Annotated in this window: 22 protein-coding genes; 3 read left to right on the top strand and 19 right to left on the bottom strand. The window is 60.2% G+C overall.

Going from position 1 to position 25,574, the window contains the following annotated elements:
* The first annotated feature begins 71 nt into the window (after positions 1–71).
* Positions 72–791 carry a 16S rRNA (uracil(1498)-N(3))-methyltransferase gene (locus tag HBO09_RS02690; protein ID WP_169991470.1) on the top strand — a complete coding sequence of 240 codons (720 nt, stop codon included), beginning with the start codon at positions 72–74 and terminating at the stop codon, positions 789–791.
* Positions 792–925: 134 nt separating this feature from the next.
* Here HBO09_RS02690 and HBO09_RS02685 read toward each other — a convergent pair whose 3' ends face one another.
* The 3 genes from HBO09_RS02685 to HBO09_RS02675 are packed head-to-tail and all read right to left on the bottom strand — an operon-like array spanning position 926 to position 3,457.
* Positions 926–1,828, bottom strand: coding sequence for a transporter substrate-binding domain-containing protein (locus HBO09_RS02685; RefSeq protein ID WP_169991468.1), 903 nt, complete (start codon positions 1,826–1,828; stop codon positions 926–928).
* Positions 1,829–1,852: 24 nt separating this feature from the next.
* Positions 1,853–2,206, bottom strand: a complete 354-nt coding sequence (locus HBO09_RS02680) for a RidA family protein (protein ID WP_169991466.1) — start codon at positions 2,204–2,206, stop codon at positions 1,853–1,855.
* A 9-nt stretch (positions 2,207–2,215) separates the two neighbouring features.
* On the bottom strand, positions 2,216–3,457 hold the full coding sequence (locus HBO09_RS02675) for a D-amino acid dehydrogenase (protein WP_169991464.1): 1,242 nt from the start codon (positions 3,455–3,457) through the stop codon (positions 2,216–2,218).
* A gap of 106 nt (positions 3,458–3,563) precedes the next feature.
* On the opposite strand from HBO09_RS02675, the gene HBO09_RS02670 reads away from it, so the two are divergent.
* A complete protein-coding gene (locus tag HBO09_RS02670) occupies positions 3,564–4,466 on the top strand; it encodes a LysR substrate-binding domain-containing protein (protein WP_169991462.1) in 903 nt (300 codons plus the stop codon).
* Positions 4,467–4,485: 19 nt separating this feature from the next.
* Here the strand turns inward: HBO09_RS02670 and HBO09_RS02665 are convergent, their stop codons facing one another.
* Positions 4,486–5,103, bottom strand: coding sequence for a hemolysin III family protein (locus tag HBO09_RS02665; RefSeq protein ID WP_169991460.1), 618 nt, complete (start codon positions 5,101–5,103; stop codon positions 4,486–4,488).
* A gap of 132 nt (positions 5,104–5,235) precedes the next feature.
* Here HBO09_RS02665 and HBO09_RS02660 point away from each other — a divergent pair, with 132 nt between their 5' ends.
* The gene (locus tag HBO09_RS02660; RefSeq protein WP_169991458.1) at positions 5,236–6,156 is read left to right on the top strand and encodes a LysR substrate-binding domain-containing protein; all 921 of its coding nucleotides are present in this window, start codon (positions 5,236–5,238) and stop codon (positions 6,154–6,156) included.
* Between the two features lie 273 nt (positions 6,157–6,429).
* On the opposite strand, the gene HBO09_RS02655 is transcribed toward HBO09_RS02660, so the two are convergent.
* The 15 genes from HBO09_RS02655 to HBO09_RS02585 all read right to left on the bottom strand — a co-directional run bounded on the left by HBO09_RS02655 (position 6,430) and on the right by HBO09_RS02585 (position 25,553).
* Positions 6,430–9,330 (bottom strand): TrlF family AAA-like ATPase, encoded by a 2,901-nt coding sequence (locus HBO09_RS02655; protein ID WP_169991456.1) that lies wholly within the window; start codon positions 9,328–9,330, stop codon positions 6,430–6,432.
* Positions 9,331–9,677: 347 nt separating this feature from the next.
* The gene (madM, locus tag HBO09_RS02650) at positions 9,678–10,442 is read right to left on the bottom strand and encodes a malonate transporter subunit MadM (RefSeq protein WP_169991454.1); all 765 of its coding nucleotides are present in this window, start codon (positions 10,440–10,442) and stop codon (positions 9,678–9,680) included.
* Positions 10,443–10,447: 5 nt separating this feature from the next.
* Complete coding sequence (gene madL, locus HBO09_RS02645; protein WP_169991452.1) at positions 10,448–10,840, bottom strand: malonate transporter subunit MadL; 393 nt, start codon at positions 10,838–10,840, stop codon at positions 10,448–10,450.
* A 66-nt stretch (positions 10,841–10,906) separates the two neighbouring features.
* Complete coding sequence (gene mdcH / locus HBO09_RS02640) at positions 10,907–11,812, bottom strand: malonate decarboxylase subunit epsilon (protein WP_169991450.1); 906 nt, start codon at positions 11,810–11,812, stop codon at positions 10,907–10,909.
* A complete protein-coding gene (locus tag HBO09_RS02635; protein ID WP_169991448.1) occupies positions 11,809–12,405 on the bottom strand; it encodes a malonate decarboxylase holo-ACP synthase in 597 nt (198 codons plus the stop codon). The genes mdcH and HBO09_RS02635 overlap by 4 nt, the downstream gene beginning before the upstream one ends.
* Positions 12,399–13,178: a biotin-independent malonate decarboxylase subunit gamma gene (gene mdcE, locus HBO09_RS02630; RefSeq protein WP_169991446.1), complete on the bottom strand. Its 780-nt coding sequence runs from the start codon at positions 13,176–13,178 to the stop codon at positions 12,399–12,401. Before mdcE ends, HBO09_RS02635 begins: the two co-directional genes overlap by 7 nt.
* Entirely contained in the window at positions 13,175–14,017 is an 843-nt protein-coding gene (locus tag HBO09_RS02625; RefSeq protein ID WP_169991444.1) for a biotin-independent malonate decarboxylase subunit beta, read from the bottom strand. Before HBO09_RS02625 ends, mdcE begins: the two co-directional genes overlap by 4 nt.
* Positions 14,010–14,309 (bottom strand): malonate decarboxylase subunit delta, encoded by a 300-nt coding sequence (locus HBO09_RS02620; protein ID WP_169991442.1) that lies wholly within the window; start codon positions 14,307–14,309, stop codon positions 14,010–14,012. The genes HBO09_RS02625 and HBO09_RS02620 overlap by 8 nt, the downstream gene beginning before the upstream one ends.
* Positions 14,309–15,166: a triphosphoribosyl-dephospho-CoA synthase gene (locus HBO09_RS02615; protein ID WP_169991440.1), complete on the bottom strand. Its 858-nt coding sequence runs from the start codon at positions 15,164–15,166 to the stop codon at positions 14,309–14,311. The genes HBO09_RS02620 and HBO09_RS02615 overlap by 1 nt, the downstream gene beginning before the upstream one ends.
* On the bottom strand, positions 15,167–16,837 hold the full coding sequence (gene mdcA / locus HBO09_RS02610) for a malonate decarboxylase subunit alpha (RefSeq protein WP_169991438.1): 1,671 nt from the start codon (positions 16,835–16,837) through the stop codon (positions 15,167–15,169). It abuts the gene before it with no gap.
* Positions 16,838–17,038: 201 nt separating this feature from the next.
* Complete coding sequence (locus tag HBO09_RS02605) at positions 17,039–17,680, bottom strand: hypothetical protein (protein ID WP_169991436.1); 642 nt, start codon at positions 17,678–17,680, stop codon at positions 17,039–17,041.
* Positions 17,681–17,813: 133 nt separating this feature from the next.
* Positions 17,814–18,245 (bottom strand): hypothetical protein, encoded by a 432-nt coding sequence (locus HBO09_RS02600; RefSeq protein ID WP_169991434.1) that lies wholly within the window; start codon positions 18,243–18,245, stop codon positions 17,814–17,816.
* Positions 18,208–18,837 carry a nucleotidyltransferase domain-containing protein gene (locus tag HBO09_RS02595; RefSeq protein ID WP_169991432.1) on the bottom strand — a complete coding sequence of 210 codons (630 nt, stop codon included), beginning with the start codon at positions 18,835–18,837 and terminating at the stop codon, positions 18,208–18,210. The genes HBO09_RS02600 and HBO09_RS02595 overlap by 38 nt, the downstream gene beginning before the upstream one ends.
* A 418-nt stretch (positions 18,838–19,255) precedes the next feature.
* Positions 19,256–19,711, bottom strand: coding sequence for a chemotaxis protein CheW (locus tag HBO09_RS02590; protein WP_169991430.1), 456 nt, complete (start codon positions 19,709–19,711; stop codon positions 19,256–19,258).
* Complete coding sequence (locus HBO09_RS02585; protein WP_169991428.1) at positions 19,704–25,553, bottom strand: Hpt domain-containing protein; 5,850 nt, start codon at positions 25,551–25,553, stop codon at positions 19,704–19,706. The genes HBO09_RS02590 and HBO09_RS02585 overlap by 8 nt, the downstream gene beginning before the upstream one ends.
* Positions 25,554–25,574 lie beyond the last annotated feature (21 nt).

The following is a 25,574-nucleotide window of genomic DNA, read 5'->3' as shown; positions in this document are numbered from 1 at the left end:
TCTGGCGCCTGGCCTGCCGCATCGCGGGCAAGCCCGGCTCCCACAGGTTTTGCATTTTCCCGAGAACAGAAATGAGACTGTCCCGTTTTTTCACCGATACCCCGCTAAGCCTTGGCGACCACGAGTTGCCCGAAGCCCAGGCGCATTACATCAGCCGCGTGTTGCGCATGAACGAAGGCGATGCCGTGCAACTGTTCGACGGTTCTGGCCAGGAATTTCGCGGCAGCCTGCTGGAAGTCGGAAAAAAACGCGTGACCGTGCAACTGACCGAAGCCTTCGCCGGCCAGGTGGAATCGCCTTTGCACATTCATCTGGGTCAGGGCTTGTCCCGTGGCGAGCGCATGGACTGGGCAATCCAGAAAGCCACCGAGCTTGGGGTCAACGCCATTACGCCGATCTTCAGCGAGCGCTGCGAGGTGCGCCTCAAGGACGAACGCGCCGACAAACGCCTGCTGCACTGGCGCCAGGTCGCGATCAGCGCCTGTGAGCAATGCGGCCGCTCCACGGTGCCGGTGATTCACCCACCGCTGTTGCTGGCCGATTGGTTGAAACAGGCCGAGGCAGATTTGAAGTTGGTGCTGCACCCGGTGGCCGAGCCGCTGGTGAGCCATGCCAAGCCGTCGAGCCTGGCATTTTTGATCGGGCCGGAGGGTGGCTTGACCGATGGTGAAATCGAGACCGCGCAAGACAATGGCTTCCACGCCGCAAGGTTGGGGCCGCGGGTGCTGCGCACCGAGACCGCGCCCGTAGTCGCGTTATCAGTCGCTCAACAACTCTGGGGCGACTTCTAACCCCACTATGCAAACCCAATCAAACTGTAGGAGCTGGCTTGCCTGCGATGGCGTCATCAAGGTCTGCGCAAGACTTGTGGGCCTCATCGCAGGCAAGCCAGCTCCTACAATTTTTTGATCGGGCGCTCGCCTGTTTATTCCACCGGATCACTCACCGGCTTGGCAATAATCGCCTTCAGCTCGCTGGTCATGGGGAACTCCAGGTTCAAGCCCTTCGGCGGAATCGGCTGCTCAAACCAGCGCTGGTAGATCCCATTGATTTCCCCCGAGCTGTACAGCTCGCCCAGGGTTTCGTTGACCACCGCCAGAAACTGCGGGTCGTCCTTGCGCACCATGCAGCTGTAGATTTCCCGCGACTGCTCCTCGCCCACCACCACCCACTTGTGCGGGTCCTTGGCCTTGGCGCGCTCGCCATAGAGCAACGCGTCATCCATATAGAACGCCACGGCTCGACCCGACTGCAGCATCTGGAACGCCTCGCCATGGTCCTTGGCGCTGATCACCGCCATATCCAGCTTGTGCTCATGGTTGTAGCTCTTGAGGAACCGCTCGTTGGTGGTGCCGGCGGTGGTCACTACGTTCTTGCCGCGCAGGTCGGCAAAGCGCTGGATACCGCTGTCGTTGGCCGTGAGCAACTGGCCCTTCACGTAGATAAAGCCATAGGAAAACGCCACCTGCTTCTGCCGCTCGGCCGTCACCCCGGTGGAACCGCACTCCAGGTCCACGGTGCCGTTGATCACCAGCGGAATACGCGTCTGCGAGGTGACCAGGTTGTACTTCACGTTGAGCTGGGGCACGCCAGTCTTCTGCTGGATGCGCTCGACAATCTTGCTCGCCAGGTCTACCGAATAGCCCATGGGTTTGCCGGTGTTGTCACCGACATAGGAAAACGGCACCGACGCATCGCGATAACCCAGGGTGATGCTCTTGGCATTCGCGACCTTGGCCAGGGTGCCCGTCAGCGGCGCTTCATTGGCCTGGGCCTGGGCCGTCAACAACAGCCCCAGCGCAGTGCCGATCAACGTGATTTTTTGCATTGTTATTCTCCGTTGGTGTTTTTGTTATGGGCGGCGAACAGCGATAACGCTGATTTCCACCAGCACGTTCGGACGTGCCAGCTCCGCCTGCAGGGTGGTGCGGGTCGGTGCCTGGCCGGGCGTCAGCCAGGCGGACCAGACATCATTCATCGGCGCAAAGCCCTCCTGGATGTTCTTCAGGTAAATGGTCGCGTTGAGCAGATGATCCTTGTCGCTGCCGGCCTCGGCCAGTAGCGCGTCAATCTTGGCCAGCACCTCGCGGGTCTGGGTGGTGACGTCCTGGCCTTCGTCCGGCACTTGGCCGGAGAGGAATACCAAATCCTGGAAGGTCACGGCGCCCGACAGGCGACTATTACTGTTGATCCGGGTGATGGTCATTGCACTGTCCTATGCGGCGCGGGGCGCGAGGCCCTGCATATCAATGGAAGGGGGATGCTGGCCGATCAGTTCGGCCAATACCTGGCCGCTGCCACAGGCCAGGGTGAAACCCAAGGCACCGTGGCCAAGGTTGAGCCACAGGTTGCGGTAGACGCTGGCGCCAATCAGCGGCACACCGCTGGGGGTGGCCGGGCGCATGCCGGCCCATTCGATGGCCTGGCTGTAATCACCGGCCAAGGGGAACGTCTCAATGGCTTGGCGCTTGATCAAGGCCAGGCGCTTGGGCTCAAGGCCCGTATCAAAGCCGACGATGTCGACCATCGCCGCCACCCGCAATTGCTCGCCGATCTTTGCGTAAACGATCTTGCGGTCATAGTCGGTGATACTGATTTTCGGCGCGGCGTGCTGTTCGCCAATCGGCACGCTCAGGCTGTAGCCCTTGAGCGGGTACAGCGGCAGTGCGATGCCCGGCAAGGCCAGCTCGGGGCTGCGCACCCCGGCTGCCAGCACCAGGTGCTCCACCGGCATCACCTCGTCGCCCAGCTCGATTGCCTGCACCGTGCCGTTGGCATGGCGGATACCCGTGACCTTGCGCCCCAGCACAAACCGGCAACGGCCCGACGCTTCAAGGCGCGCCGCCAGTTGCTGGCAGAAGCGGTGACAGTCCGCCACTTCTTCATTGGGCGTGTAGATCCCGCCAACAAAATCTTTCGCGCCCAGGGTCGGTTCCAGGCGCGTGCAATCGGCCGCCGACAGCACCTGCTGCTGCAGGCGATCCAGCACTTTGCCCCGGGCATGTTCGAAGGTGTGATGGCTACGAAATGTCACCAGCTTGCCGTTGCGCTGCCAGTCGAAACCGTCCAGCCCGTCTTCTTCGCGCCACTGCTGCAAGATGCCTTGGCTCAAGGTGGCCAGGCGCAACAGGTGGCCGGCGTTGCGCTTGTTGACCGAGGCCCGGCAAGCGCCTAGGAACGCGGCCATCCAGCGCCATTGCGCCGGGTCCAGGCGCGGGCGCAGCTTCAACGGCGAGTCACCGCGCAGTAGCCAGCCAATGGCTTGCAGCGGCACGCCCTTGTCCGCCAGCGGCGCGACGTAGCGATAGGACAACTGGCCGCCATTGGCAAAACTGGTCTCGCTGCCCAGGCTGTCGCGGGCTTCGACCACTGTCACGTCCATGCCGGCGCGCACCAGGGCATAGGCGCTCGCCAAACCGATGACCCCACCGCCAATGATGCAAACCTGCTGAGCCATGTCGATTCCCGAGCCTTGTAATGAGTGTCCAAGGTTAGGGGCAGGTGACAGGCGCCGGACAATGAATAAAGATGGGCCACCTATAAACAAAGGTTATGGACTCGTCATGCGCTTGCGTCATATCGAAATCTTCCAGGCCATCCGCCAGACCGGCTCAGTCAGCGCCGCCGCGCAGTTGCTGCATGTCTCGCAGCCGGCGGTGACCAAGGTATTGCAGCATGCCGAGCTGCAGCTGGGTTTCCCGCTGTTCCTGCGCATACGCGGCAAGCTGCAGCCGACCCCGGAAGCCCTGGCCCTGGAGCGCGAAGTCGATAAGGTCAGCGAATGCCTGCAAGGCGTGCGGCGCCTGGCCCAGAACCTGCGGCGTGCACCCGGCCAAAGCCTGCGCATTGGCGCCACACCGGCCCTGGCTTTGTCATTGTTGCCGCCGGCAATTGGCGAGTGGACCCAGCGCTACCCGGACATCGCCTGCGAGCTGTCCAGCGCCCACAGCCGCGAGCTGGTGCAAAACCTGTTGATGCGCGAGATGGATGTGGCGCTGACCCTCAAGTCCCCAGACCATCCAGGGCTCAAAGCCCAGGCGTTGGCCCACGGCGTACTGGTAGCTCTGGCGCCACAGGGCTTCTGGCCTGCGGCGGAGCGGGGCAAGCCCCTGCCGTTGATGGCCCTGGCAGGCGCGCCGTTGATTGGCCTGTCGAGTGCCGACCCGCTGTCGGCGCGGCTCGACAGCTACCTCGAAGCGGTCGAACCGCCGCCCAAGGTGCGGATCTCGGTGCAGACCTATTCCCTGGCCCGGGCCATGGTGGAGTCCGGCGCCGGCCTAGCGGTGATCGACCCCTTCACCGCCCTGGGCGCATCCACCGACAGCACCTGCATCCGCCCATTGGCGCCACCGCTGCCCATCACCCTGTATGCCCTGACCCGCGCCGATGAACCGCCACCGCATATGTTGGCGAGCCTGCTGAAGATCTTTGGCAGTCGTGCCCAAGAGCAGCTAGACCGCCTCTAAAACACCACAGCTCCCACATTCAGAGCACGTAGCCCATGATCGCCACAAAGTGCAGCAGGCTGCCGCCGATCACGAACAGATGCCAGATCCCATGGGAGTGCCGCAAACGGTGTTCCAAGGCAAAAAAGATAATCCCCACCGTGTACAACACCCCACCCGACGCCAGCCAGATAAACCCATCCGTACCCAGCGCGGCAATCAATGGCTTGACCGCCACCAACACAATCCAGCCCATCACCGCATAAATCACAATCGACAAGATACGCGCCTCGGAGCGCGGCTTGATCTCCTGCAAGATCCCGATCACCGCCAGCCCCCAGACAATCCCGAACAGCGTCCAGCCCCACGGCCCGTTCAGGGTCACCAGGCAAAACGGGGTGTAGCTGCCGGCGATCAGCAGGTAGATCGAAAAGTGATCGACCTTCTGCATGATCGCTTTCTTGCGCCCGCGCACGCTGTGATAAACCGTCGAGGCGCTGTACAGCACCAGCAGCGTAAAACCGTAGATCGCCACACTGACGATTTTCCACGGGCTGCCATCCATGCTCGCCACCACCAGCATCCACACCGCGCCGATAAAGGCCGCCACGGCGCCGAGCAAATGGCTCCAGGCGTTGAATCGTTCTCCGTGATACATATGTCGCCAACCTCCAAAACTGCTGCATCTACCCCGTAAGGCTCAGGCCTGACAGGCCAGAGTGCAAGACCGTTATGACGGTTGCGACGCTTTAAGGGCACAATCGAACGCATTCGAATAAGAGCCATCGCCATGCTGATCGACGAAGAGTTCACCCTCAAGAAGCTGGAAATCTTCCTGGCCTTCATGCGCACCGGCAACCTGGCCCGCGCCGCCGCCGAGTTGCAGACCAGCAATGTCAGCGTGCACCGGGCCATCCACTCCCTGGAAAACGCCCTGCGCTGCCCACTGTTCAAGCACGAAGGGCGCAACCTCACGCCCCTGGAAAGCGCCTACGTACTCGAAGAACGCGCGCAAAAGCTGGTACAGGACGTAGTCGACAGCGTGCGCCTGACCCGCGAAGCCGCCGGTTTCTCCGCCGAACGCTTCAAGCTCGGCGCCCTGTATTCGCTGACGGTCAAGACCGTGCCGCAACTGATCATGGGTCTGAAAATCCGCCGCAGCGAGCTCAATATCGACCTGATCCTGGGCTCCAACGTCGACCTGATGTACAAGCTCAAGAACATGGAAGTCGACGCGATCCTGATCTCCCTCGACGACCAGGCCGTGGAGCCGGACTGCGCGCAGATCCAGTTGTTTTCCGATGATATCTACCTCGCCACCCCCGCCGACTCGCCCTTGGACCGCGAACAGGAAATCGACCTGGCCCAAGTGCGCGACGCCACCTTCATCACCCTGACCCAAGGCTTCGCCACCCACCAGGACGGCGAACGAGTGTTCAAGCAGGCGGGCTTCGAGCCGAAGGTGGCGATGCAGGTCAACGACATCTTCACCCTGCTGAGCATGGTCAGCTCGGGGGTGGGATATGCATTGCTGCCGGGAAGGATTGCGGCGGTGTATGAGAACCGGGTCAAGCTGATCCCGTTGCAGGCGCGCTACCGGCTGCAGCAGCACATTGGCGTGGTGTTCTTGAAGGCCAAGGAGCGCGATCCGAATTTGCTGGCGTTGTTGGCGGAGTGTCGGATGTATGCCAATCGGCAGTTGGCAGTCTGAAAGACCACCATCTCGAGGCGGGCGAATTCTAGCGAGAGTTCGTCGCGAGAAACAATACGGCCCTTTGCTTCGCAACATTTACAGTAAACCCGCACAGCAGCCCCAAAAGACAATATAGGGGCATCTATTTTATGTCCCACCACACATAAATAAAAGCAAGATATAGCCATACTTGAACTCAGTGACTCTCCAAATCACTTCAGAACATATCATGATCTTTCTAACAACAGCACTCGCACGAAATTTGTATTTTCGCGCCTTATGCATGTCAAGCTAAACTTTCAACCCATACTTCATTTCCCTCTCTTTGAATGCTGTGACACCACCCTCCAGTATTTCGCAAACGTGTTGGCGGATACCTTGATTTCTAAGCACCCCATCATCAATCACCTTTTCAAATGAGCACTCTAAACTACCACTAAAATAATCAAAGCGAGGCAAATCAATATCAGCATCAACTTGCTGACCAGCCTGATTCGCAACAACGACACACTCTGCGTCAGCGGCAACAACTAGATTCGCATTATGTGTAACCATAATGATTTGCCTTGCGGATTTTTTGTGCCTAACAAAATCTTTGAGTTCATCATAAATAGTACGATTATCGAGATTATCCTCAGGTTGATCAATCAGTATTGGGTGAGATGAGTTGCTTAAGTGCAGAATGAGATTAAGCAGGACCAACCCACGCTTGCCTGGGGACATTGTAACAATGTCGTCATCTCTATAGCGAACTACGTAGCTTATATAGAAGCAATCACTATAAAGTTTTTTGATCAGATCGATATCCTCAATACCTTTCCTAACTGACGGAACGCTCTGCTTTTTAATTATTTTGGTACGTATGCTTTCTACACGCTCGGCATGCGAGCCTAGAACAAAGTTTAAGCTTCCATCACCCGATAATAAGCCGCTAAGCAAAGCATCTAAATTGCCCCGCCTATCAAACATAAATAGAAACTCGTTAAATCTTTCTTCATTAAACTCTACAACAGCCGAAATATGGAGGCCAGACTCAAACTGGTACTCCGGCTTATCAATCTCTGCAGCGTAGTCTTGATAAGCACACACAAGGCCTTTATAGAGTCCGGCCAATTCCTCCAAGCACTCACTACCAAGCGCCTTTATCGAGTCCTGCCTTTCTAATATCTCATTAAGAGATTTTAACTTAGCCTCCTCATCTGCTAATTTTTTTATCGTAAGATTTGACAGCTCTTGATCAGTGATTTTTATCAGTAACGGCTGGAGACTTTTTTCAATTTCAACGTACTCAAGTGAAATTTTCTTTTTACGACTCTCAATGGAAATGACTCTAGCCATGACCTCCATATTAAATTCAGCAATTGCACCACTCAATTTATTTTCAAGCGAACTTAACGAGCTCATTAAATATGAGGAATCAAACGGAAGCCCCACTTCAGAAATCAGCCCCTCTTTAAAGTCAGTTAATAAAGAGTCAAGCAAAGTCGACGAAACGTTCACCATTTTGGCAGCTGCCGCTTCTACCTTATCAAAGGCCAACCCACGATTATCAAGTGAAGCCTTCCTAGAAACCAAGTACTTATAAGCGTTTTCTTCCGACTCCGTAAAACCGGATTTTTCGCGCAAGGCTTTAATCTCTTGCCGTAGCCTATTGATTTCTAAAACGACTGCAGCCTTGATACCAAACTCTTCTGATTGCTTTGCTAGAGCTTTGAATTTCTCTCTCAGCTCAAAATAATAATCAATCTTTGAGACAATCTCTTTTCCTAAGGAAAGGATCACCCCCTCCTGAAACTCGGAAAACTCTCTAAACCCTTTACTTTGCAAGAGTATATCTTTTACCAAAGAGTTTAGCTGCCCCTTACCGTCCTCCTCTGCCAAGTGATTTATATACAATTGAGGTATATAAGTTATAGGCTTCTTGTCATCGCTATCTGAGAGCTTGCTAACATCACCATTTGACCAAACAACCTCAAAGTCCGCCAAGTCAACCCCACTATAACTTGACGACTTCGAAAGCCGAATTTTACTATCAACTTCATCTCGATTAACCGAGCGCGCGATATGATATAAAAGCAGCGACTTTCCCGATGACTTCCCACCTATTATTGTATTTAGATCTGGATTCAGAACTATCCAGCTATCGCTGAATGTTTTAGACCCCACCTTATTCAAAAACCGCACTCGATCTATAGTTTGGTAGCCGTTTTTTTGTTGCGGAGACAATTCCTGCACAACAACTCTTGAGCTAGGATCATAAACAACCTGTTTTAAACCTTCAAACGTCGGATCGCTTTTAATCCAAGTATGCCTGTTATTGTCTGGCTTGAATAGTTTCTCTTCGGAATGTGCATCAGATCCCCACAAGCACGCTTTAATAGCTCCAAACTCTTTAACAAATCCTACCTTATCCTCGCCACCCAGAAAGAATTTTGCTGTATTGGGATTCGATGAAAATATAAAGTGAGCTTGTTTTATTAAACTCTTACGAAACATGTGCCCCTGAGAATCCCAGCTAACAATGCTAAGATCTTCATCACAAGGAAGAGCAACCAAATGCTTCTCCCTAAACATTGCATTATTACGGAGCAACCTAATTAATGCGTTTTCATCAACAGAGGCATTCATCATTCCAACGAACAGGGCACTACTATACTTCTCAAACTTTGAGTGCTCACCAATTAGCCTCTCACCTAAATCCTCAAGATTCGACCTTGTTAGTGGCCTGTGCTCTAATTCGGCTCCAGCAGACGCATTAAAACAGAACTGTATTTGCGAAATGAAATCGCTTTTTATTTTTTCGATCGAAAGCTCATCAGATAACACAACATGATAATTAACTTTTCTATTCCAGGATAAATCTCGTTCCTTCCCGACCACAAGCCTTGAAATTCTAAACTCTATATTTGGAAAAACTCTTATTTTTTTAATTAGAAAAATAGTTTCATCATCAAACAGTTCTTTTAGCTTCTCGGCATTCTCAAGGTAATCCCGCCTTAATATCTCGTAGCCTTCCGGGAGATAATAATCGGTAATACCTATCACGCTAATATTTTCTTCGATAGCACGATGGAATAGAGCTACCACATATCTGTCCCAATCCTGACCAAACTCGCTTTGTAAAACCGATGCTGGAGTATGGACGTGTAAGTCCCATTTACGCCACTCAGAGCCTCTAGGATACGTAATCAATTTCCATCTCCATTCTGCAGGTCAAGGCCGAATTATTAGCCTTGCGCTTGCTACCATGCTGATCCTGCATGGCACCGAGCCATCAAGGTGGAGATTGACTCAAATAACTCGTTATAAGCAATAGCCCACACTTGGGCCAGGTACTGCCCAAAGCTGCATGAATCCAGCCATCCCTTTAAGCTTCCTCGGGTCGCTGCTCACCAGCGATCTGGCGTGGAATCCCGAGGAGGTCTGGGATCGCAAGCAAGCCAACTCCCACATTTGAATGTATTCACACATCAAAATGTGGGAGCGGCGGTGCGACTTGCCCGCGATGAGGCCCGATCATTCAATCGAAATGTTGTGCCCTACCCCACCAACCCCCGCATCAGCAAAAACAACAACGAAGGCCCCAACAAACACCCCAGCGCCGTATAAAACGCCGCCGTCAGGCAGCCATAGGGCACCAGCTTCGGATCGGTCGCCGCCAACCCGCCGGCCACGCCGCTGGAGGTGCCCATCAGGCCGCCGAAGATCACCGCACTGCGCGGGCTGTTCAGGCCAATCAACGGCGCCACGAACGGGGTCATCACCATCACCAAAATGGCCTTGATCAAGCCCGCCGCAATGGACAGCGCCATCACCTCGGAACTGGCGCCAATCGCCGCCCCGGTCACCGGCCCGACGATATAGGTCACGGCGCCGGCACCGATGGTGGTCAGGCTCACTGCATCGGTGTAGCCAAACGCCATGGCCACGCCCACGCCGGCAATAAATGACGAGCCAACGCCCACAAACAGTGCGAGCACCCCCACGTATCCGGCACGCTTGAGCTCTTCGACGCTTACCCCAAACGCGGTCGCCACAATGGCAAAGTCGCGCAGCATCGCCCCGCCCAGCAGGCCGATGCCCGACAGCAGCGGGATATCCACCACGCCCTTGGAGCCGCCGGTAAACGCACCGCCCACATAGGACAGCACCAGCCCCAGCAGGATCGCGATAGCTGACCCATGCAAGCGGCCTTTGGTGAAGGTGTCGCTGATCCAGTAGGACACCCACATGGTCAGGCCGATCACCGCAAAACCACTGATCAGGCCGTAGCCGGTGATGACTTTCATCAAGGATTCGTACATGGCGCTCACCCTGCCGACTTGGTAGTGACGACTGCATCCGGCTCGCGGTTGCCGATGCGTACCAGCACCGGCACTAGGGCAAATGCCACCACTACCGCACAGGTGCCGGCGAGGATCGCCATGGGGCCGCCACTGATGGCGCCATAGACGTTTTGCTGGGCGGCCATGGCCACCACAATCGGGATATATACCGCCGCCCAGAAGCTCACACCCTGCTCCGACTTGCCGGTAAACAAGCCACGCTTGCCCAGGTAACTGCCAAGCCCGATCAGCAACAACATCGCAATGCCCACCCCACCGACGTTGGCCGGGATGCCCATCCATTGGCCCAGCAGCTCGCCGACAAACAGGCCCGCCAAGGTACACAAGGCCAGAAACGCCACACCGTAAATAATCATGCTGGTAGTCCTCTTGATGCTTGATCGAAATTGTTGTTTTTGTGCTTCGAAAGCCAAGGTCATGCTTTATCGGTGATGGCGGCCCTCCTGTTCCAGCAAGGCCTGCAAGGTGTCCAGGCGCGCACCTTCGAAGGCGATCACGGTGCCCTGTTCAAACACTCGCCGCGCCAGGCCGGTAAGCACCGCGCCGGGAGGCAGTTCAATCTGCAGGCGCACGCCACGCTCATAGGCGCTTTGCACGGTGCCGCGCCAATCGACGACACGGCACATGTTGAAGGCCAGGTCGTCGCGCAACTGTGCGGGATCACGGATCGGCCGCGCCCGGGTGCTGCTCAGGTAAGTGATAACCGGCGCCTTGAGCGTGACCTTGGCGAAGGCCTCGGCCAGTGTTTGCGCAGGCGTATCCAGCAACGCGCAATGGGACGGCACGCTGACGGCCAGGCGCTTGGCCACGCCCTGGCCTTTGACACAATCCGCGACCCGTTGCATGGCGGCATCGCTGCCGGCAATCACGCACTGGTTGTCGGCATTGATATTGGCCAGGTACACCGGTGAATCGGGGCCATGGACTTCGGCCAGCACATTTTCGACGGTGGATAACTCCAAGCCGATCAGCGCGGTCATGCCGTAGCCCTGTGGATAAGCGCGCTGCATCAGCTCACCGCGCAGGCTGACCAGGCGCAGCGCATCGGCAAACCCCAGGGCGCCGGCGATCACGGCCGCCGGGTAAGCGCCGATGGACAGGCCCGCCACGTAATCTGGCGTGTGCTGCAACTGACGGGCGTGGGCTACGCCGGCAATCAGCAGGCACAGTTGCACGGCACGGGTACTGCCCAGAGCTTGCGTCGAGTCGAGCTGGCGCACGTCTTGCGCCAAGGCATCGCTGGCTTCGTCGAGGACGTTGGCGGGCAACTGCTGGAGCATGCCCGGGCGCTGGGCGCCCTGCCCTGGGAACACCAAAAGGCTGCTCATGCCACCGCCTGCCAAGGGTCGCTGACCAGGTGCGCGCCGCTGGCGCTTTTCAGCAGCACCCGCGGCGATGGGCCCGCCCATTCCCGCAAGGCCACCGCGCCATACGGCGTTTGCAGTTGCAGATCCACGGCACACGGCGCAGTGTCCAGCAGCGCCAGCAGATCCTTGGCATCGCCGCGATCAAGGCGCTCGGGGGTGCGCAACAGCAAATCCAGATCGCTCTGGGCATGCAGCGCTTCAATGCCCGTGGCCAACTCGAAACCCGCACTGCCAGTCACGCCCCACACCTCTTGCGCCAGCACCGGCCGCAATTGATCGAGGGCGCGCAACGCCGGCAGATCCCGGGGCGAGATCACCCCGCACAGCGCTTCCGGGGCGACTCGCCGTTGTACCGCAGCTACGGGCATCAATGCGCCAAAGCGCTGCTCACGCAAGCGCCCGCGCACACCCACCGCCACATAGCCCGGCTCGGCCAGCGCCCGGCGCACCACCACCGGCTGCCCGGCACCGATCACCGCCAGTGCCCAGCTCGGTGCGTCAGGCGGCAGATGCGCCGGGGTCATGCCCCAGAGCAAGTCGTGAGCGTTCACCATTGCTCCCGCAGCAGCTCGCGTACATGGCTGGACGCCGCACGGTTGGCAGCGCCCAGGCGCTCCCGCAAATCCCGCACGCCGCTGTTCTGTACGTCCTTGATCGCCTGCACCAGGCAATCACTGACCCGCGCCAGATCGTCGGCCGTCGGTTGTTCAATCTGGCTGACCGTCAGGGTTTCCCAGAGCAGACCGAGGCTGGCATAGCTGTCGATGTCATAGGCCATGGGCGGCACGCTGGCGGCCAGGGCTTCCAGTTCTTCGACGCTGCGCAGGGTCACCCGCGCCGCCGAGGCCTTGCCCATGGCGTGCACCATCACTCCTGGGTCACGCAGGGCAATCAGGCGATTGGCTTGGTAGCCATGGGCAAGAAACGCCCCGGACATGGCCTTGCCCACCAGCAACCCGATCACCGGGTGCCCGGCCAGACGCGCACGGGCATAACTGTCCGCCGCCGCCGCCAGGGCTTGATGAATTCCCAACGCTTCTTCGCGGCGACCATAGGCCTGGCTCGGCACGTCGACAATGGCAATGATCGGGCGCTGATCGCCACTGGCGATGGCTTCATCCACCGCCTTGGCCAAGCCCCAACCTTCCAGCAAACCGACCTCACCCTGGCGTGCGCGGGGGAAGCGGTTGGCAGCATCCGGCACCACCGCGATAAACCGTACGGCTTGCTCGCCGAGCACGCCATCCGCCACTTTCAACGAAGCCGGTAAACCCGCCACCGGCGCCGCACCGGTGCTCAATGCGTTGAACCACTGCAAGCCTCTCATGGGCGTTCTCCCTGATACAGGTCACGAACCGTGGCCGGCTCGATCTGCGGTGCGGCGTCCAGCGCAGCCAGGCGCGCCAGGTAATAATCGGCCTGGCGGCTGCGTTGCGCGGCCGGCAAACCTTGCTGCAACAGTTCACTGATCTGCTGGCGGATCTGCGCTACATCGTCCGCCACATAACGGTCGGCCAAGCCAGTGTTGAAGCGCTGCTCGCCGCCGGTCAGGCTCCAGATAAAGGGCCGATCACGGGAGTCGTATTCTTCAAGGCCGGCTTCCTGCTCGATCACTTGCGGGCCGTTCAGGCCCAGGCGCGCTTCGCGGGTCACCAGCAGGTAGCTGCACAGGCCAGCGGCAATCGACATGCCGCCAAAGCAGCCAACGCTGCCGGCCACCACGCCGATCACCGGTTGGTACTGGCGCAGATCGACAATCGCCGCGTGGATATCGGCAATTGCCGCCAGCCCCAAGTTGGCCTCCTGCAAGCGCACACCGCCGGTTTCCAGCAGCAGCACCGCACGCGTCGGCACGCCCTTGCGGTTGTCCTCGGCGGCCAGTTCCAGGGCCCCGGCGATTTTCGCCCCGCCCACTTCACCGAGGCTGCCGCCCTGGAAGTTGCCTTCGATGGCGGCGATCACCAGCGGCAGGCCGTCGAGAGTGCCCTTGGCGATCACCACGCCATCGTCGGCCTGGGGGACCACGCCTTGGCGGCTCAACCACGGCGACATTACGCGTTGGAACGGGTCGATCAGTTCCCGATAGCTGCCGGCATCGAGCAACGCCTTGGCCCGCTGGCGGGCGCCGAGTTCGACGAAGCTGTGTCGGTTGAGTAAGTCAGTCATGGCCAAGCTCCTCGAAACCTTGTTCCAGGCGCAAGCGCACCACGCCGGGAGTGGCGCCAAAATCGTGGATCTGAATGTTCAAGGCCGGTGGTGTCTGTTCCTGGAAAATCCGCTGGAACAGGTGTTGCCAACGTTGCTCGGCGCCGTTGACCGAGGTTTGCACCTGGATGCTCAAGGTACCCGCCGTGCCCGGTTCCAGCAGCACTTCAAGGTCGCCGGAACCGACGCAACCCACCAGCGCACGGCCTTTGGCCGGCTGCCCGGCGGGAAATTCAAAGGATAGGGTTTCCATCAAAACGCTCCGTCGCAAGACTCGATGCGGTCGATAAACAAGCAGGCGGCCAACAGGTCGGCGGCGCCACCGGGGGAGGCATTGAGTGCCAGCAGTTGTTGGTCCAATTCATTCAGACGACGGCGCCCGGCCAGGCTCGCGCTACCGCCTGCATCCAGTACGGCCTGGGCCCCCAGTTGCATGGCCTGCAGGCCATTGGTGCCGGCGCGGTAGAGCACGCAGGTATCGGCCAGTTGGGTCATGATCGCCAGCAGCGCATCGAGGCGTGCGTTCTGCTCGCCGTGCTGTTGTGCACGACTTGCATGCAATTGCGGCAGGCCCCGTTGCAGCACCGAGGGGAAGCCCAGTTGCGCTTCTTCGCGGGCGCCGCGCACACCATAGCGTTGGGCGACTTGTACGCCATGGCTCAACGGTTGCGGCGCATAGCGGTCGTTGAGCAAGGCTAGGCGCGCGGCGCGCAGGCTCACGGCACTGGCGTTGCGGGAGGTGGGATCCAGCGCGGTGGCAGCCACCAGCAGGCCGAGGGCCCAGATCGCGCCGCGATGAGTGTTCACGCCTTGGGTGGTGATCAGCATCGCTTGCTCACCCTCGCGCCCGATACGGCCGAGGGCTTCGCGCAGTGGCAGGCCGACTTCACCTAACTCGATCGCCGCCTCGGCCATTTCCTTGAACGCCGGCCACAGGGACAGCGCCGAGGCATGCATCAGACCCAAGTGCAGATCGCTGTGAGCGCCATTGCCGCGCCGGTCCACCAGCGCCGGCTTGGGCGACAGGTCCGCTTCGTCGATCAGCGCGTCGACCGCCAGGTCCGCCAGTTGCTCGGCCAGGGTCAGTGTGTGCAGTTTGAGTGCGTGCATTTACCAGCTCCTGAACTTGGCGGGCGGGTTGTACAGGCCACCGGACCAGTCCACCAGGTCGGCCACGCTTTTGGCCGCCAGCAGTTCACGGGTCGCGTCGGTGCGGCGGATGCCGAGGTCTTCGGGCAAGGCGATCAGGCCTTCGCGGCGCATACGCGCAGTGTCCTTGGGGTTGTGGCGCAGACCGATGGCGGTCACCCCGGCTACCGCGGCGATCATCGCCTGGCGTTCTTCCAGGGAGCGCGCCTTGTACAGGTAGGCGATGCCCTCTTCGGTGAGCAGGTGGGTCACGTCGTCGCCGTAGATCATGATCGGCGCCAGGGGCATGCCGCTTTTGCGCGCCACTTCCACCGCGTCGAGGGTTTCGACGAAGGTCGGTTTGCCGCCCTCCTGGAAGGTCTCGACCATCTGCACCACCAGCTTCTTGCCGCGCTCCAGCAGCGCTTCGGGGGCATCGTCGTGACGCATATCGAGCCAGGCCGGGGTGCCGTGGCGGCGCCCACGCGGGTCGTGGCCCATGTTCGGCGCGCCACCGAACCCGGCCAGTCGGCCACGGGTCACGGTGGAGGAATGACCGTCGCCATCCACCTGCAAGGTGGCGCCGATAAACAGGTCCACCGCGTATTGGCCCGCCAGTTGGCAGAACATGCGGTTGGAGCGCAATGAGCCGTCGCGGCCGGTGAAGAACACATCCGGGCGGGCGGCGATGTAGTTTTCCATGCCCAACTCCGTACCGAAGCAATGCACGCTTTCGACCCAGCCGCTTTCGATGGCGGGGATCAGCGTCGGGTGCGGGTTGAGGGTCCAGTTGCGGCAGATCTTGCCTTTGAGGCCCAGGGACTCGCCGTAGGTCGGCAGGATCAGTTCAATGGCGGCGGTGTTGAAACCAATGCCATGGTTCAGCGACTGCACATTGTGTTTTTCGTAGATGCCACGGATCGCCATCATCGCCATCAACACATGCACCGGCTTGATATGCCGGGGGTCGCGGGTGAACAGCGGTTCGATGTAGAAGGGCTTGTCGGCCACCACCACGAAATCCACCCAACTGGCCGGGATGTCCACGCGGGGCAAGTCGCTGACGTCGTCCACCAACTGGTTGACCTGGACGATGACGATGCCATCGCTGAAGGCCGCCGGTTCGATCAGCGCCGGGGTGTCTTCGGTACTGGGGCCGGTGTAGATATTGCCGGCGCGGTCGGCCATGAAGCCGGCGGACAGCACCACGTTGGGGATCAGGTCGACAACCAGCCGTGCATACAATTCGATGTAGGTGTGGATCGCGCCGACTTCCAGCAGGCCGTCTTCGAGCAACTGGCTGATGCGCAGGGATTGGGTGCCGGCGAAGGAAAAGTCGAGCTTGCGTGCGATGCCCTTTTCAAACAGGTCCAGGTGCTCGGAGCGCCCGACGCTGGGCATGATCATGTGCAAGTCATGGAGCACAGCCGGGTCGGCCTTGGCCAGGGAGCGCGAGAGAAAATCGGCCTGCTTCTGGTTATTGCCCTCCAGCACCACACGGTCGCCGGGCAGGATCAGGGCTTGCAGGGCCTCGACGATCCTGTCGCTGGGCAGCACCGCCCCGTCGGCAAACGCCTGGACCAGCCCGAGGCGCCGCTGCTTCTCGTCGCGGCGCCGCGTCCAGCGCGAGTCGGGGGTTATTGTTGTTGTCATGATCGCTCCACGGGTTCGCTGTCGTGGGGCTCACCATAGGAGTGAATCGGGGGGGCATCAATCAAGCTCGGCGGCGAACCGTTACGGCTGGAGTAACGATCCCCCTGTAGGAGCGAGCTTGCTCGCGAAAAACGTCAACGATAATGCAGCGCTATTAGGTAACGCGCGGCGCCTATGCGTCCTTCGCGAGCAAGCTCGCTCCTACAGCCATTCCATACGCTGGCGCCATACGGTCCAGCCCATGGCGATGCCTGCCACAGTATGAAATCCCAGCACCGCCGCCAGGCTCCAGCTCACCAGCCCCCCAATCGCCTGCACGTAGATCGGCACAAGCAGCAGCATCCACCCAAACAACAGGCACGCCCCAAGCTGCTCCCACTTCTTCAACCTACGCAGGTAGGCGACGATGACACAGCCCAACGCGGCGGCCAGGAACACCACCAACAGGCTCGTCACTGCATGTCCTGTCATCACCGGCCAGCCCAGTGACCACAAGGGCAGGCAGACGACCGACAGGCTGAGGGCGCACACCAGAATAAACACAAACACATATTCAAAGATCGTCAGGCCCAGGCCACGGACGAAGCTGCGTGCCTGCTCGCTTTCGTCCTTGGTCGGACCTTCCGAGATCGCCACCGCAAGCAGGCCCGAGCCCAGGCCACCCAGGGTCATGACTACAAAGTTGGTCACAACCCCTTTGATTTCTTTGCCGGTGGCGCTGAGCGTCAGCAGTTCCAGGTACCCCAGAATCAACACCGCACCTACGGTCGTGATCCCAAACCCCAAGAGCTTGCCGCGCCTGGTCGGGTATTTCATCGTCACGCTGGCGGTGATTACCAGCACCACAAGCCACATTATGAAAGCGAAGGTAAACGGGTTGAGGTTATACAGCCGGACAAATACGTCAAATAGCCACATTGCGTTATTGCTTCCACCGAAAGACTCCTTGGGGTTATCGGCGGGTTTGCGTGGGGCTTTATCCGAGAAAGCATTTGAGCTGCGCATCCACATCACTCAACAACGCTTGTGTACTGTCGATAAGTTGCCTTAGCAGCGCCTCGTCCTCATCCATATACCCTTCGTATTCCGCCAGGTTTCGCCGCTCATGACATAACGCAAACAGTCGAACCTGAACCTTTGTGGTATCGGTGGTATGAGTCAGGCATTGGAAGACCAGATAGCGCTTGTCAGAGCGGTAACCTTGCAAGCGCAAGGCAGTCAGTGCGATGGCATGGGCGGCGTTGTAAGCCAGGTCAAAGCGACTCGAAAAGGATAACTGCGCAGTACCCGCGTCCCTTAACCGATCCTTGCCCGAGCGCATCAAACCTTCACATTCCTTGCAATCCGGCGGCTCGGCCTTCAAGCCACCACTACGGAGCAGATTCTCCAGATTGGTTTTGCTGTCCATCCTTGGACTCCACGGGGTTCACCCCAATGAGATTGATCTTTTCTTGCTCCGCGACCCGCCGCACAAAACTGTTCCCGGCAGTCCATTTGCCAATCCAGTCCTCAGGGGTGTAGAGCGTTGGGTTGATGGTGCGGCCCAATTGTTCTTCCAGCGGCATGAGCTGCGCCATGACTTCACTGTAGTCGAGGCTTTCACCGATCAGCATCAGATCTATGTCACTGGATGAGTGCGCCTGCCCCTTGGCAATCGAGCCGTAGATAAAGGCCCAGCTCAACTGCTTGGCGAATGGCGCCAATGCGTTGCGCAGAGGTTCATCCAGGCTCAGGGTCTTGCGCACGATGTTTAGCAACTCAGCGTAAATCGGGCATTGCGGGTTGGCTTGGTAGTGGGTCTGGTTGCCCTGACGGGTCATGCTCAGGACACCCGCCCGTTGCAGGCGCTCCAGCTCACGGGTCAGGCTGCCCTTGCCCACTTGGGCCCAGCGGGCTATTTCATTGGTAAAAAAGCTCTGCTCAGGTTTGCCAAAAAGCAGGCCCAGGACTTTTTGCTGGGTCACGGTAAACAGGGCTGTGCTGAGGGGCAGGGTTTGCATGGCGACGACCAAAGAGTCCCAAAAAGGGAACGATAGGTCCCTTTTTGGGACCGATCAAGTTTTACGTTTTTTTCGATGTCCGACGAAACCTAGGCTCGAAGGCGGCGAGCAACAAGTTCATGGGCGACGAAACCGTGCGGGAAAAAACTGAGCGCATCATGCAGCACGGTCATTGCTACAGGTTTTAGAGGTTGTTGCTCGGAGGTCAGACTAGCCTTTTGTATCCGAACCCTCTTGCCCATAACAGGAAATGAATGTCTAAAGACATACATAAGACCTGGCTTGTGTGGGAACTGGCTTGCCTGCGATGCAGACGCTTTGGTGTGTCAGTTAAACCGAGGGGATGCTATCGCAGGCAAGCCAGCTCCCACACAAGCCAGCTCCCACCTTTGATCTCCATTGGCCGCCGATATTTTGTTCAGGCCAGGCCAGCCTCGACCAGCAGCGCTTCCAATCCCAACAGGTCCGGCACTTTCGCCACCTGCTCGCCGACCTGTACCGCCGCCAGTTCCAGCGGCGACAGAGGTACGTCCACATAACTCAACTGGCTGTCGAGCTTGTAAGAACGGGGGATGCCCTGGATCACCAGCGCAATAAACTTCAATGTGGGCCGCCCACCCAAGGTGTTGAGCACCACAATCCGCGCGCGTTCGCTGACAACACTGGCGCCACCGCACGCCGCTTCAAAGCTGATCAGCGGCAGGTGCTGGTCACGCCAGGTCACTTGGCGCAGGTACCACGGCGGTGCGTCACTGGCCGGTTCGCCGCGCTGGAAGTCGATCAACTCGGCCACCGCGACGTTGGGTAGCAACAGGTGACGGTCGGCCAGGGGCAGCAGCAAGCCGGTGAGTTGACTGGTGCGGTGGTCAACCATGTTTCGGGCTCCAGTAGGCGATGCTTTCGAGCAACACCGACTCTTGATAGGGCTTGCCGAGGTAGTCGTTGACGCCAATCGCCATGGCCCGGTCGCGGTGTTTCTGGCCGGTGCGGGAGGTGATCATGATGATCGGCAGGCGTTTGAGTCGCGGATCGTTGCGCACCTGGATCGCCACTTCAAAGCCATCCATGCGCGGCATTTCGATATCCAGCAACATCAGGTCCGGGGTGTGTTCTTCGAGCAAGGCGATGGCGTCGATGCCGTCCTTGGCGGTCAGCACGTTCATGCCATTGCGCTCCAGCAGACGGCTGGTGACTTTGCGCACGGTCACCGAGTCATCCACCACCAGCACCAGCAAGCGCTGTTTTTTCTGCGGCTCGTTGACCGCCAGCACGCTGTCCGCCGCCTGGGCCGGCAAGGCCGGGGCCAGGGCGCGGATATGCGCCAGCAGGTCGATGATCAACACGACCCGGCCATCGCCAAGGATGGTCGCCCCGGACAATCCTTGCACCGCCGCAAACTGCGGGCCCAGGCCCTTGACCACGATTTCCCGGGTGCCGGCCATGTCGTCCACCTGCACCGCGATGTGCCGCTCGTTGCACTGCATCAGCAGCACCGGCAGCGGCTGGTTTTGCCCCAGCAACTTGGGACGAGCCACGGTGTGCAGCAACTCGCCCAGGTAATACAACTCGTAGCGCTGGCCCGCGTATTCATACACCGGCGGATCCAGTTGGTAATGCCCCTCCAGCTCATTGGGCAATACGCGCACCAGGCCCTGGATGGTGTTCAGCGGAATCGCGTACTGGTCCTCCGCACACTGCACCATCAACGCCCGGTTGACCGACACGGTAAACGGCAGGCGAATGCGAAAATGCACGCCCAGCCCCGGCGTGGAGTCGATCACCATGCTGCCGCCCAACTGGCGCACTTCTTCATGTACCACGTCCATGCCCACGCCGCGCCCGGAAATCTGGGTGATTTTTTCGGCGGTGGAGAAGCCCGGCTGCAAGATGAACTGCAATACGTCGCGGTCGCTGATCTCCATATCCGGGTCCAGCAGGCCCCGCTTGATCGCCTTGCGCCGCACCGCATCCAGTGGCACACCGGCGCCGTCGTCGCGCATATCGAAGATGATGTCGCCGCCTTCGTGGCTCAGGTCCAGGGTGATCCGGCCCTTCTCCGGCTTGCCCGCCAACAGCCGCGCATCCCGCGACTCCAGGCCATGGTCAACGGCGTTGCGCAGCATATGCTCCAGGGGCGCGGCCATGCGTTCCAGCACGTTGCGGTCCATCTCGCCCTCGGCATTGCCGACTACGAACTCCACGTCCTTGCCCAGCTCACCGGCCACTTGCCGCACGATGCGCTTGAGGCGCGGCAGCATGCGCTCGAACGGCACCATGCGCGTGCGCATCAGGCCTTCTTGCAGTTCGGTGTTGATCCGCGCCTGTTGCTGCAACAGGTTCTGCGCGTCCTGGTTACGCTGGTCGAGGGTTTCCTTGAGGTCCAGCAAGTCCGAGGCCGACTCGGACAACGCACGGGACAATTGTTGCAACTGGGAATGGCGATCCATTTCCAGCGGGTCGAACTCTTCGTAGCCCAGGCGCTCGGTTTCGGCGTGCTGGCGACTGACGAGCCGCCCCTGGGTCTCGGTTTCGAGGCGACGCAGTTGGTCACGCATGCGCTCGATGGTGGTTTGCACCTCGGTGAGGGCGCTGCGGGCGTCGTTGACCTGCTGCTCGATACGCCCCCGAAAAATCGAAGTTTCACCGGCGAGGTTGACCAGGTCATCCAGTAGCTCGGCGGATATTTTCACCATGTCCGCGCCCGGCTCGCTGGCCGCCGGCGCTTCGGGTTTGCCGGTGGGCATCGCGACCGGGGCAACCTGGGTTTCGGTGGGCTGGACCAGGCTCTTGATGCGTTCGATCAGACGCTCTACCGAGCCGACCGGCAACCCCGCCGCCACCGCCTCGACCATCTGTGCCAGGCGGTCATGGCAGCCTTGCAACAACGCAAACAGCTCAGCCGTGGGCGCCAGCAGGCCCGCCGAAAGGCCTTCGTAGAGAAACTCCAGTTCGTGGGCCAGATCGCCGATCGGCCCAATCTCGACCATGCGCGCACCGCCCTTGAGGGTATGCAGGTCGCGCAGCAGGGTCTCGACCTCCTGGCGGTTCTGCGGCTCGGCCTGCCAACGCAACAGCGCCGCGCCGGAGCTGTCGAGGATATCGGCCGCTTCTTCGAGGAAGATATCCAGCAGTTCGGGATCGCTGCCTGCACCCTGCGCCTCAGGCGCTACGGGCACAGTTACTGGCGCCGCGTTCTGGCGCACATCGCGCAAACGGTTGATCAAGGCGCTGGAGTCACTCAACGGTTGCTGCTCTTGCAACTGCTCCAGTTGCAAGGCCAGGTGTTCATGGCTGTCCATCAACACTTGGGCCATTTCACCGGAGTAACTGTAGCGCCGGTCCACCAACCCTTCGTAAAGGCTTTCCAGCTCCTGGGCCAGATCGCCCACCGGGCCGATTTCGGCCATGCGCGCGCCGCCGCGCAGGGTGTGCAGGTCGCGTTGCAGGGACGACAGCGGTGCCACGCCGTCGGGTTCCAGCAACCAGCGCTTGAGGGACTGCCCGGCGCTGTCGAGGATATCGACCGCTTCCTCAAGGAAGATCTCGACGATCTCATCATCCACCGCCCAGTCTTGTTGCAACTGTGTGGTGGCCGCGCCCAATTCGGCAATGCTCAGGGCGCGACTGCCATCGCTTTTGATCAGGCCGGTGGCGCTGGGATCGAGCCCTTCATCGAGTAGCTCGCGCAAGGCTTTCATGCGTGCCGGCACCGGGCTGACTTCCTGGCCGGCGGCCAGTTGGTCGAGCATGTTGATCAGCGCTTCATGGGCCAGTTCGGCCTCATGGAAAAACCGCTCGCTGACGGCCAGGCTGCTCTCTTCCACCGCGCCATACAGGTCGAGCAACGCTTCGCACAGCTCATCCATCGGGTGCAGGTCGGCCAGGTGCGCGCCCTCACCCAGGGTGGTCAACTCGTCCAGCAGCGCACTGAGCTCCTGGCGCTCGCCAGGGTGTTGTTGCCAGCGCCGCAAGAGGCTTTCGACGTCGAGCAGGATATCCATGCCCTGGGCCAGGAAGTTGCTGATCAACTGGGGGTCGCGCTTGACCCGCAGGCCCTCGCTCGGGGCGTTGAGGAAGGCTTCGAGCTGGCTGTCGAGACGCGCCTGGGTGCGCTCAATCAAGGACTGCGCGCCGTCGATGGGGGCCAGCGGATCACTGTCCAACTGGCGCAAGCCGCGCTGGAACAGGGCTTCGCCCTCCAGCAGCAGGTCGATTTCATCCAGGTCCAGCGCCAGGCGATGGGCCTTGTACTCGCGGGTCAGGTGGTCCAGCGGACGCGCCAGCTCGGCGATGGGCAAGACCCCCGCCATGTAGGCACTGCCCTTGAGGGTATGCAGGGCACGTTGCAACTCATCGCTGACGGGCAGCGGCATCTGTTCGGTGGCCTGGTGCAAAAACCGATTGAGGCTGTCCAGATGGCTTGACGCTTCGTTGCGAAAAATCTCCAGCAGCAGCGGGTCGAGCGCGCCGTCATCCTGTTCCACGGCTGGCGGTAACGGCGCGCCACTGGCCAGGGCATGGGCGCGTGCGGCAAGGTGGTCGACATCATCGCGCTGGCGCTGGGCGTCGGCGGCAAATTCGGCGATCAAGGTCGGCAACAGCAACAGCACGTCATCGAGCACGGCCTGGACCTCGGCGCCCGGCGCGACCACCCGCTCCAGCACGCGGTTAAGCAGGTTTTCCACGGCCCACGCCAGTTCCGCCAACACTAGGGCACGCACCATGCGCCCGCTGCCCTTGAGGGTATGAAACGCGCGGCGCATGTCGCTCAGGGCGGTCTTGTCTTCGAGGCTGACGGCGCCCCGGGGTATCAGGCGCTGCAGCACTTCCAGTACTTCGGCGGTTTCTTCCAGGAACACTTCGCGCAGTTCGTCGTCCACCGACTCTTCGTCGGCCGGTGGCGGCAGCAAGCTGCCCGGGCGTTGCAGCGCGGGCGGGTTGAGACGCGGGGTCGGGCTGGCCAGCGCCTGCGCCAAGGTGTTGTCCGTTGATTCTTCGCTCGACGCCGACCGTTCCTGGCGCCAAGCCTGCGGGGATTGCACAGGCGCGTAACCCAGCGCCGCGAGGCCTTCAAAGGCGATGTCCAACACCCGCTCGCCGGGCGCGTCCGGGTCCTGGAGCATGCGCTCCAGGTAGTGCTCCAGGCTGCTGAGCACATCGGCAAAATGCTCGAGCTGCGCGGTGGGCGGCGCAGTGTCCTGAACCATCAACTGCTCGTTCACGTAGTCATTGAAGCCACGCATCAGGTTGGCCGCACGGGGCAACGGAATCATCGCCAGGGCGCCGCGCACCTGGGTCAGCAGCTCGGGCAAGGATTCCAGACGCTGTGTGTCCCAGCCTGCATCGAGGCAATCGATGACCAACTCCCGGGCCTGCTTGAGGCACTGGCATGACTCCTTGATCACCAACTGGTGGATCTGGGTCAGGTCGGTGGTGGGCAGGCGGCTGTCTTCGCGACTTTGCGGCTCGACGGTGCCCACCATCCCGGCCAGGGTCGCCTCGACATACAGCAACGCCCCGGCCACATCCATCAACACGGCATCATTGGGCTCGCGCTGCCCTTGGGCCAGGCCCTGGACCACCGCCAACTGGTCGATGATCACTTTGCGCGGCTGGCCAAAGCCGAGCACCGCCAGGGTGTCGGCGATCTGGCGCAGGGGCGCCAACAAGCTGTCCAGGTCCGCTGTGTGCTGGCGGTCGCTGCGTACAAACAGGTCAAGGCGTTCCTTGACCCGCACCAACTCCTCACACAACGCGCCGAGCACCGAGCCCATGGCATTGCGATCCGGGCCGGCCAGGCGCGCGCGCTCGGCATCGACCACGGTGCTGTCGGGCAAGGCTTCATCCAGGCCGTAGCGCTCCTTGAGGCTTTGCATGCGCGGCGTCGGCCGGGTGACTTTGGCGATGTAAAACAGCAGGCTCTTGAGCAGTTGATCCGGCGCCGGGGTGTTGATCCCTTCGATGCCCTGGATCTGCAGGCGCTTGAGCACCTTGTCACAGCTTTTAAGCAGGCTGCGCAACGCCGGGCTATTGGCGATAACGCCGGTGAGCATGCCTTCGGCCAATGCCGAGGTGACTTGCCACAACGCCAGCAACGGCGCGCCGTGGCATAGCGCTTCGAGTTGGGCGAAGACTCGCGCCATGTCTTCCAGGTTGCTGGGGCCATGATCCTCACGCAGCAGCCCGGCCAACCCTTGTTGCAGCATTTGCCGCCACTGCTGCAGTTGCTCGGCAAAATCCGCCGGCGCACGTTGGGCCAGGGCTTCATCCGGCAACGGCGCGATCACCAGCAGTTGCGGGCTGAACAGGCTGGTTTCCGAGAGCAGGCTTTTACCGTGCACGCTGCGCAGGTCGTTGAGCAGCGGCAACACCACCAGAGGCAGGTCGCGCCGCGCGCTGTGCACACGGTCCAGGTACAACGGCAGTTGCCCGAGGGCCTGTTGCAGCAGGCGAATGCCTTCTTCGCGCTGGCTGACATGCCCCGCTTGCAGGGCCAGGGCCAGGTGTTCCATCTCTTCGGCAAGCAGTGCCGCGCCGTAGAACTCGACCATCTGCAGGGCGCCGTGGACCTGGTGAATACCCTCCAGGCACTGCGCGAGGGCCTGCGCGCGGGCGTCGTCGGCAAAGGCGTCCAGCGCCGCACGGGCCTGCTTCAGGGTGTCGGCGATCTCGCCCTTGACCCATTCGAGGGCGACGTAGTCGTGCCGGTCAACCATAACGACTCCCGTCTGAATGGA

The organism is Pseudomonas sp. WS 5027 (assembly GCF_012985695.1).
Taxonomy (GTDB): domain Bacteria; phylum Pseudomonadota; class Gammaproteobacteria; order Pseudomonadales; family Pseudomonadaceae; genus Aquipseudomonas; species Aquipseudomonas hygromyciniae.
The sequence above is the reverse complement of the archived record's forward strand: the minus strand, read 5'-3'. Positions and strand labels throughout refer to the sequence as shown.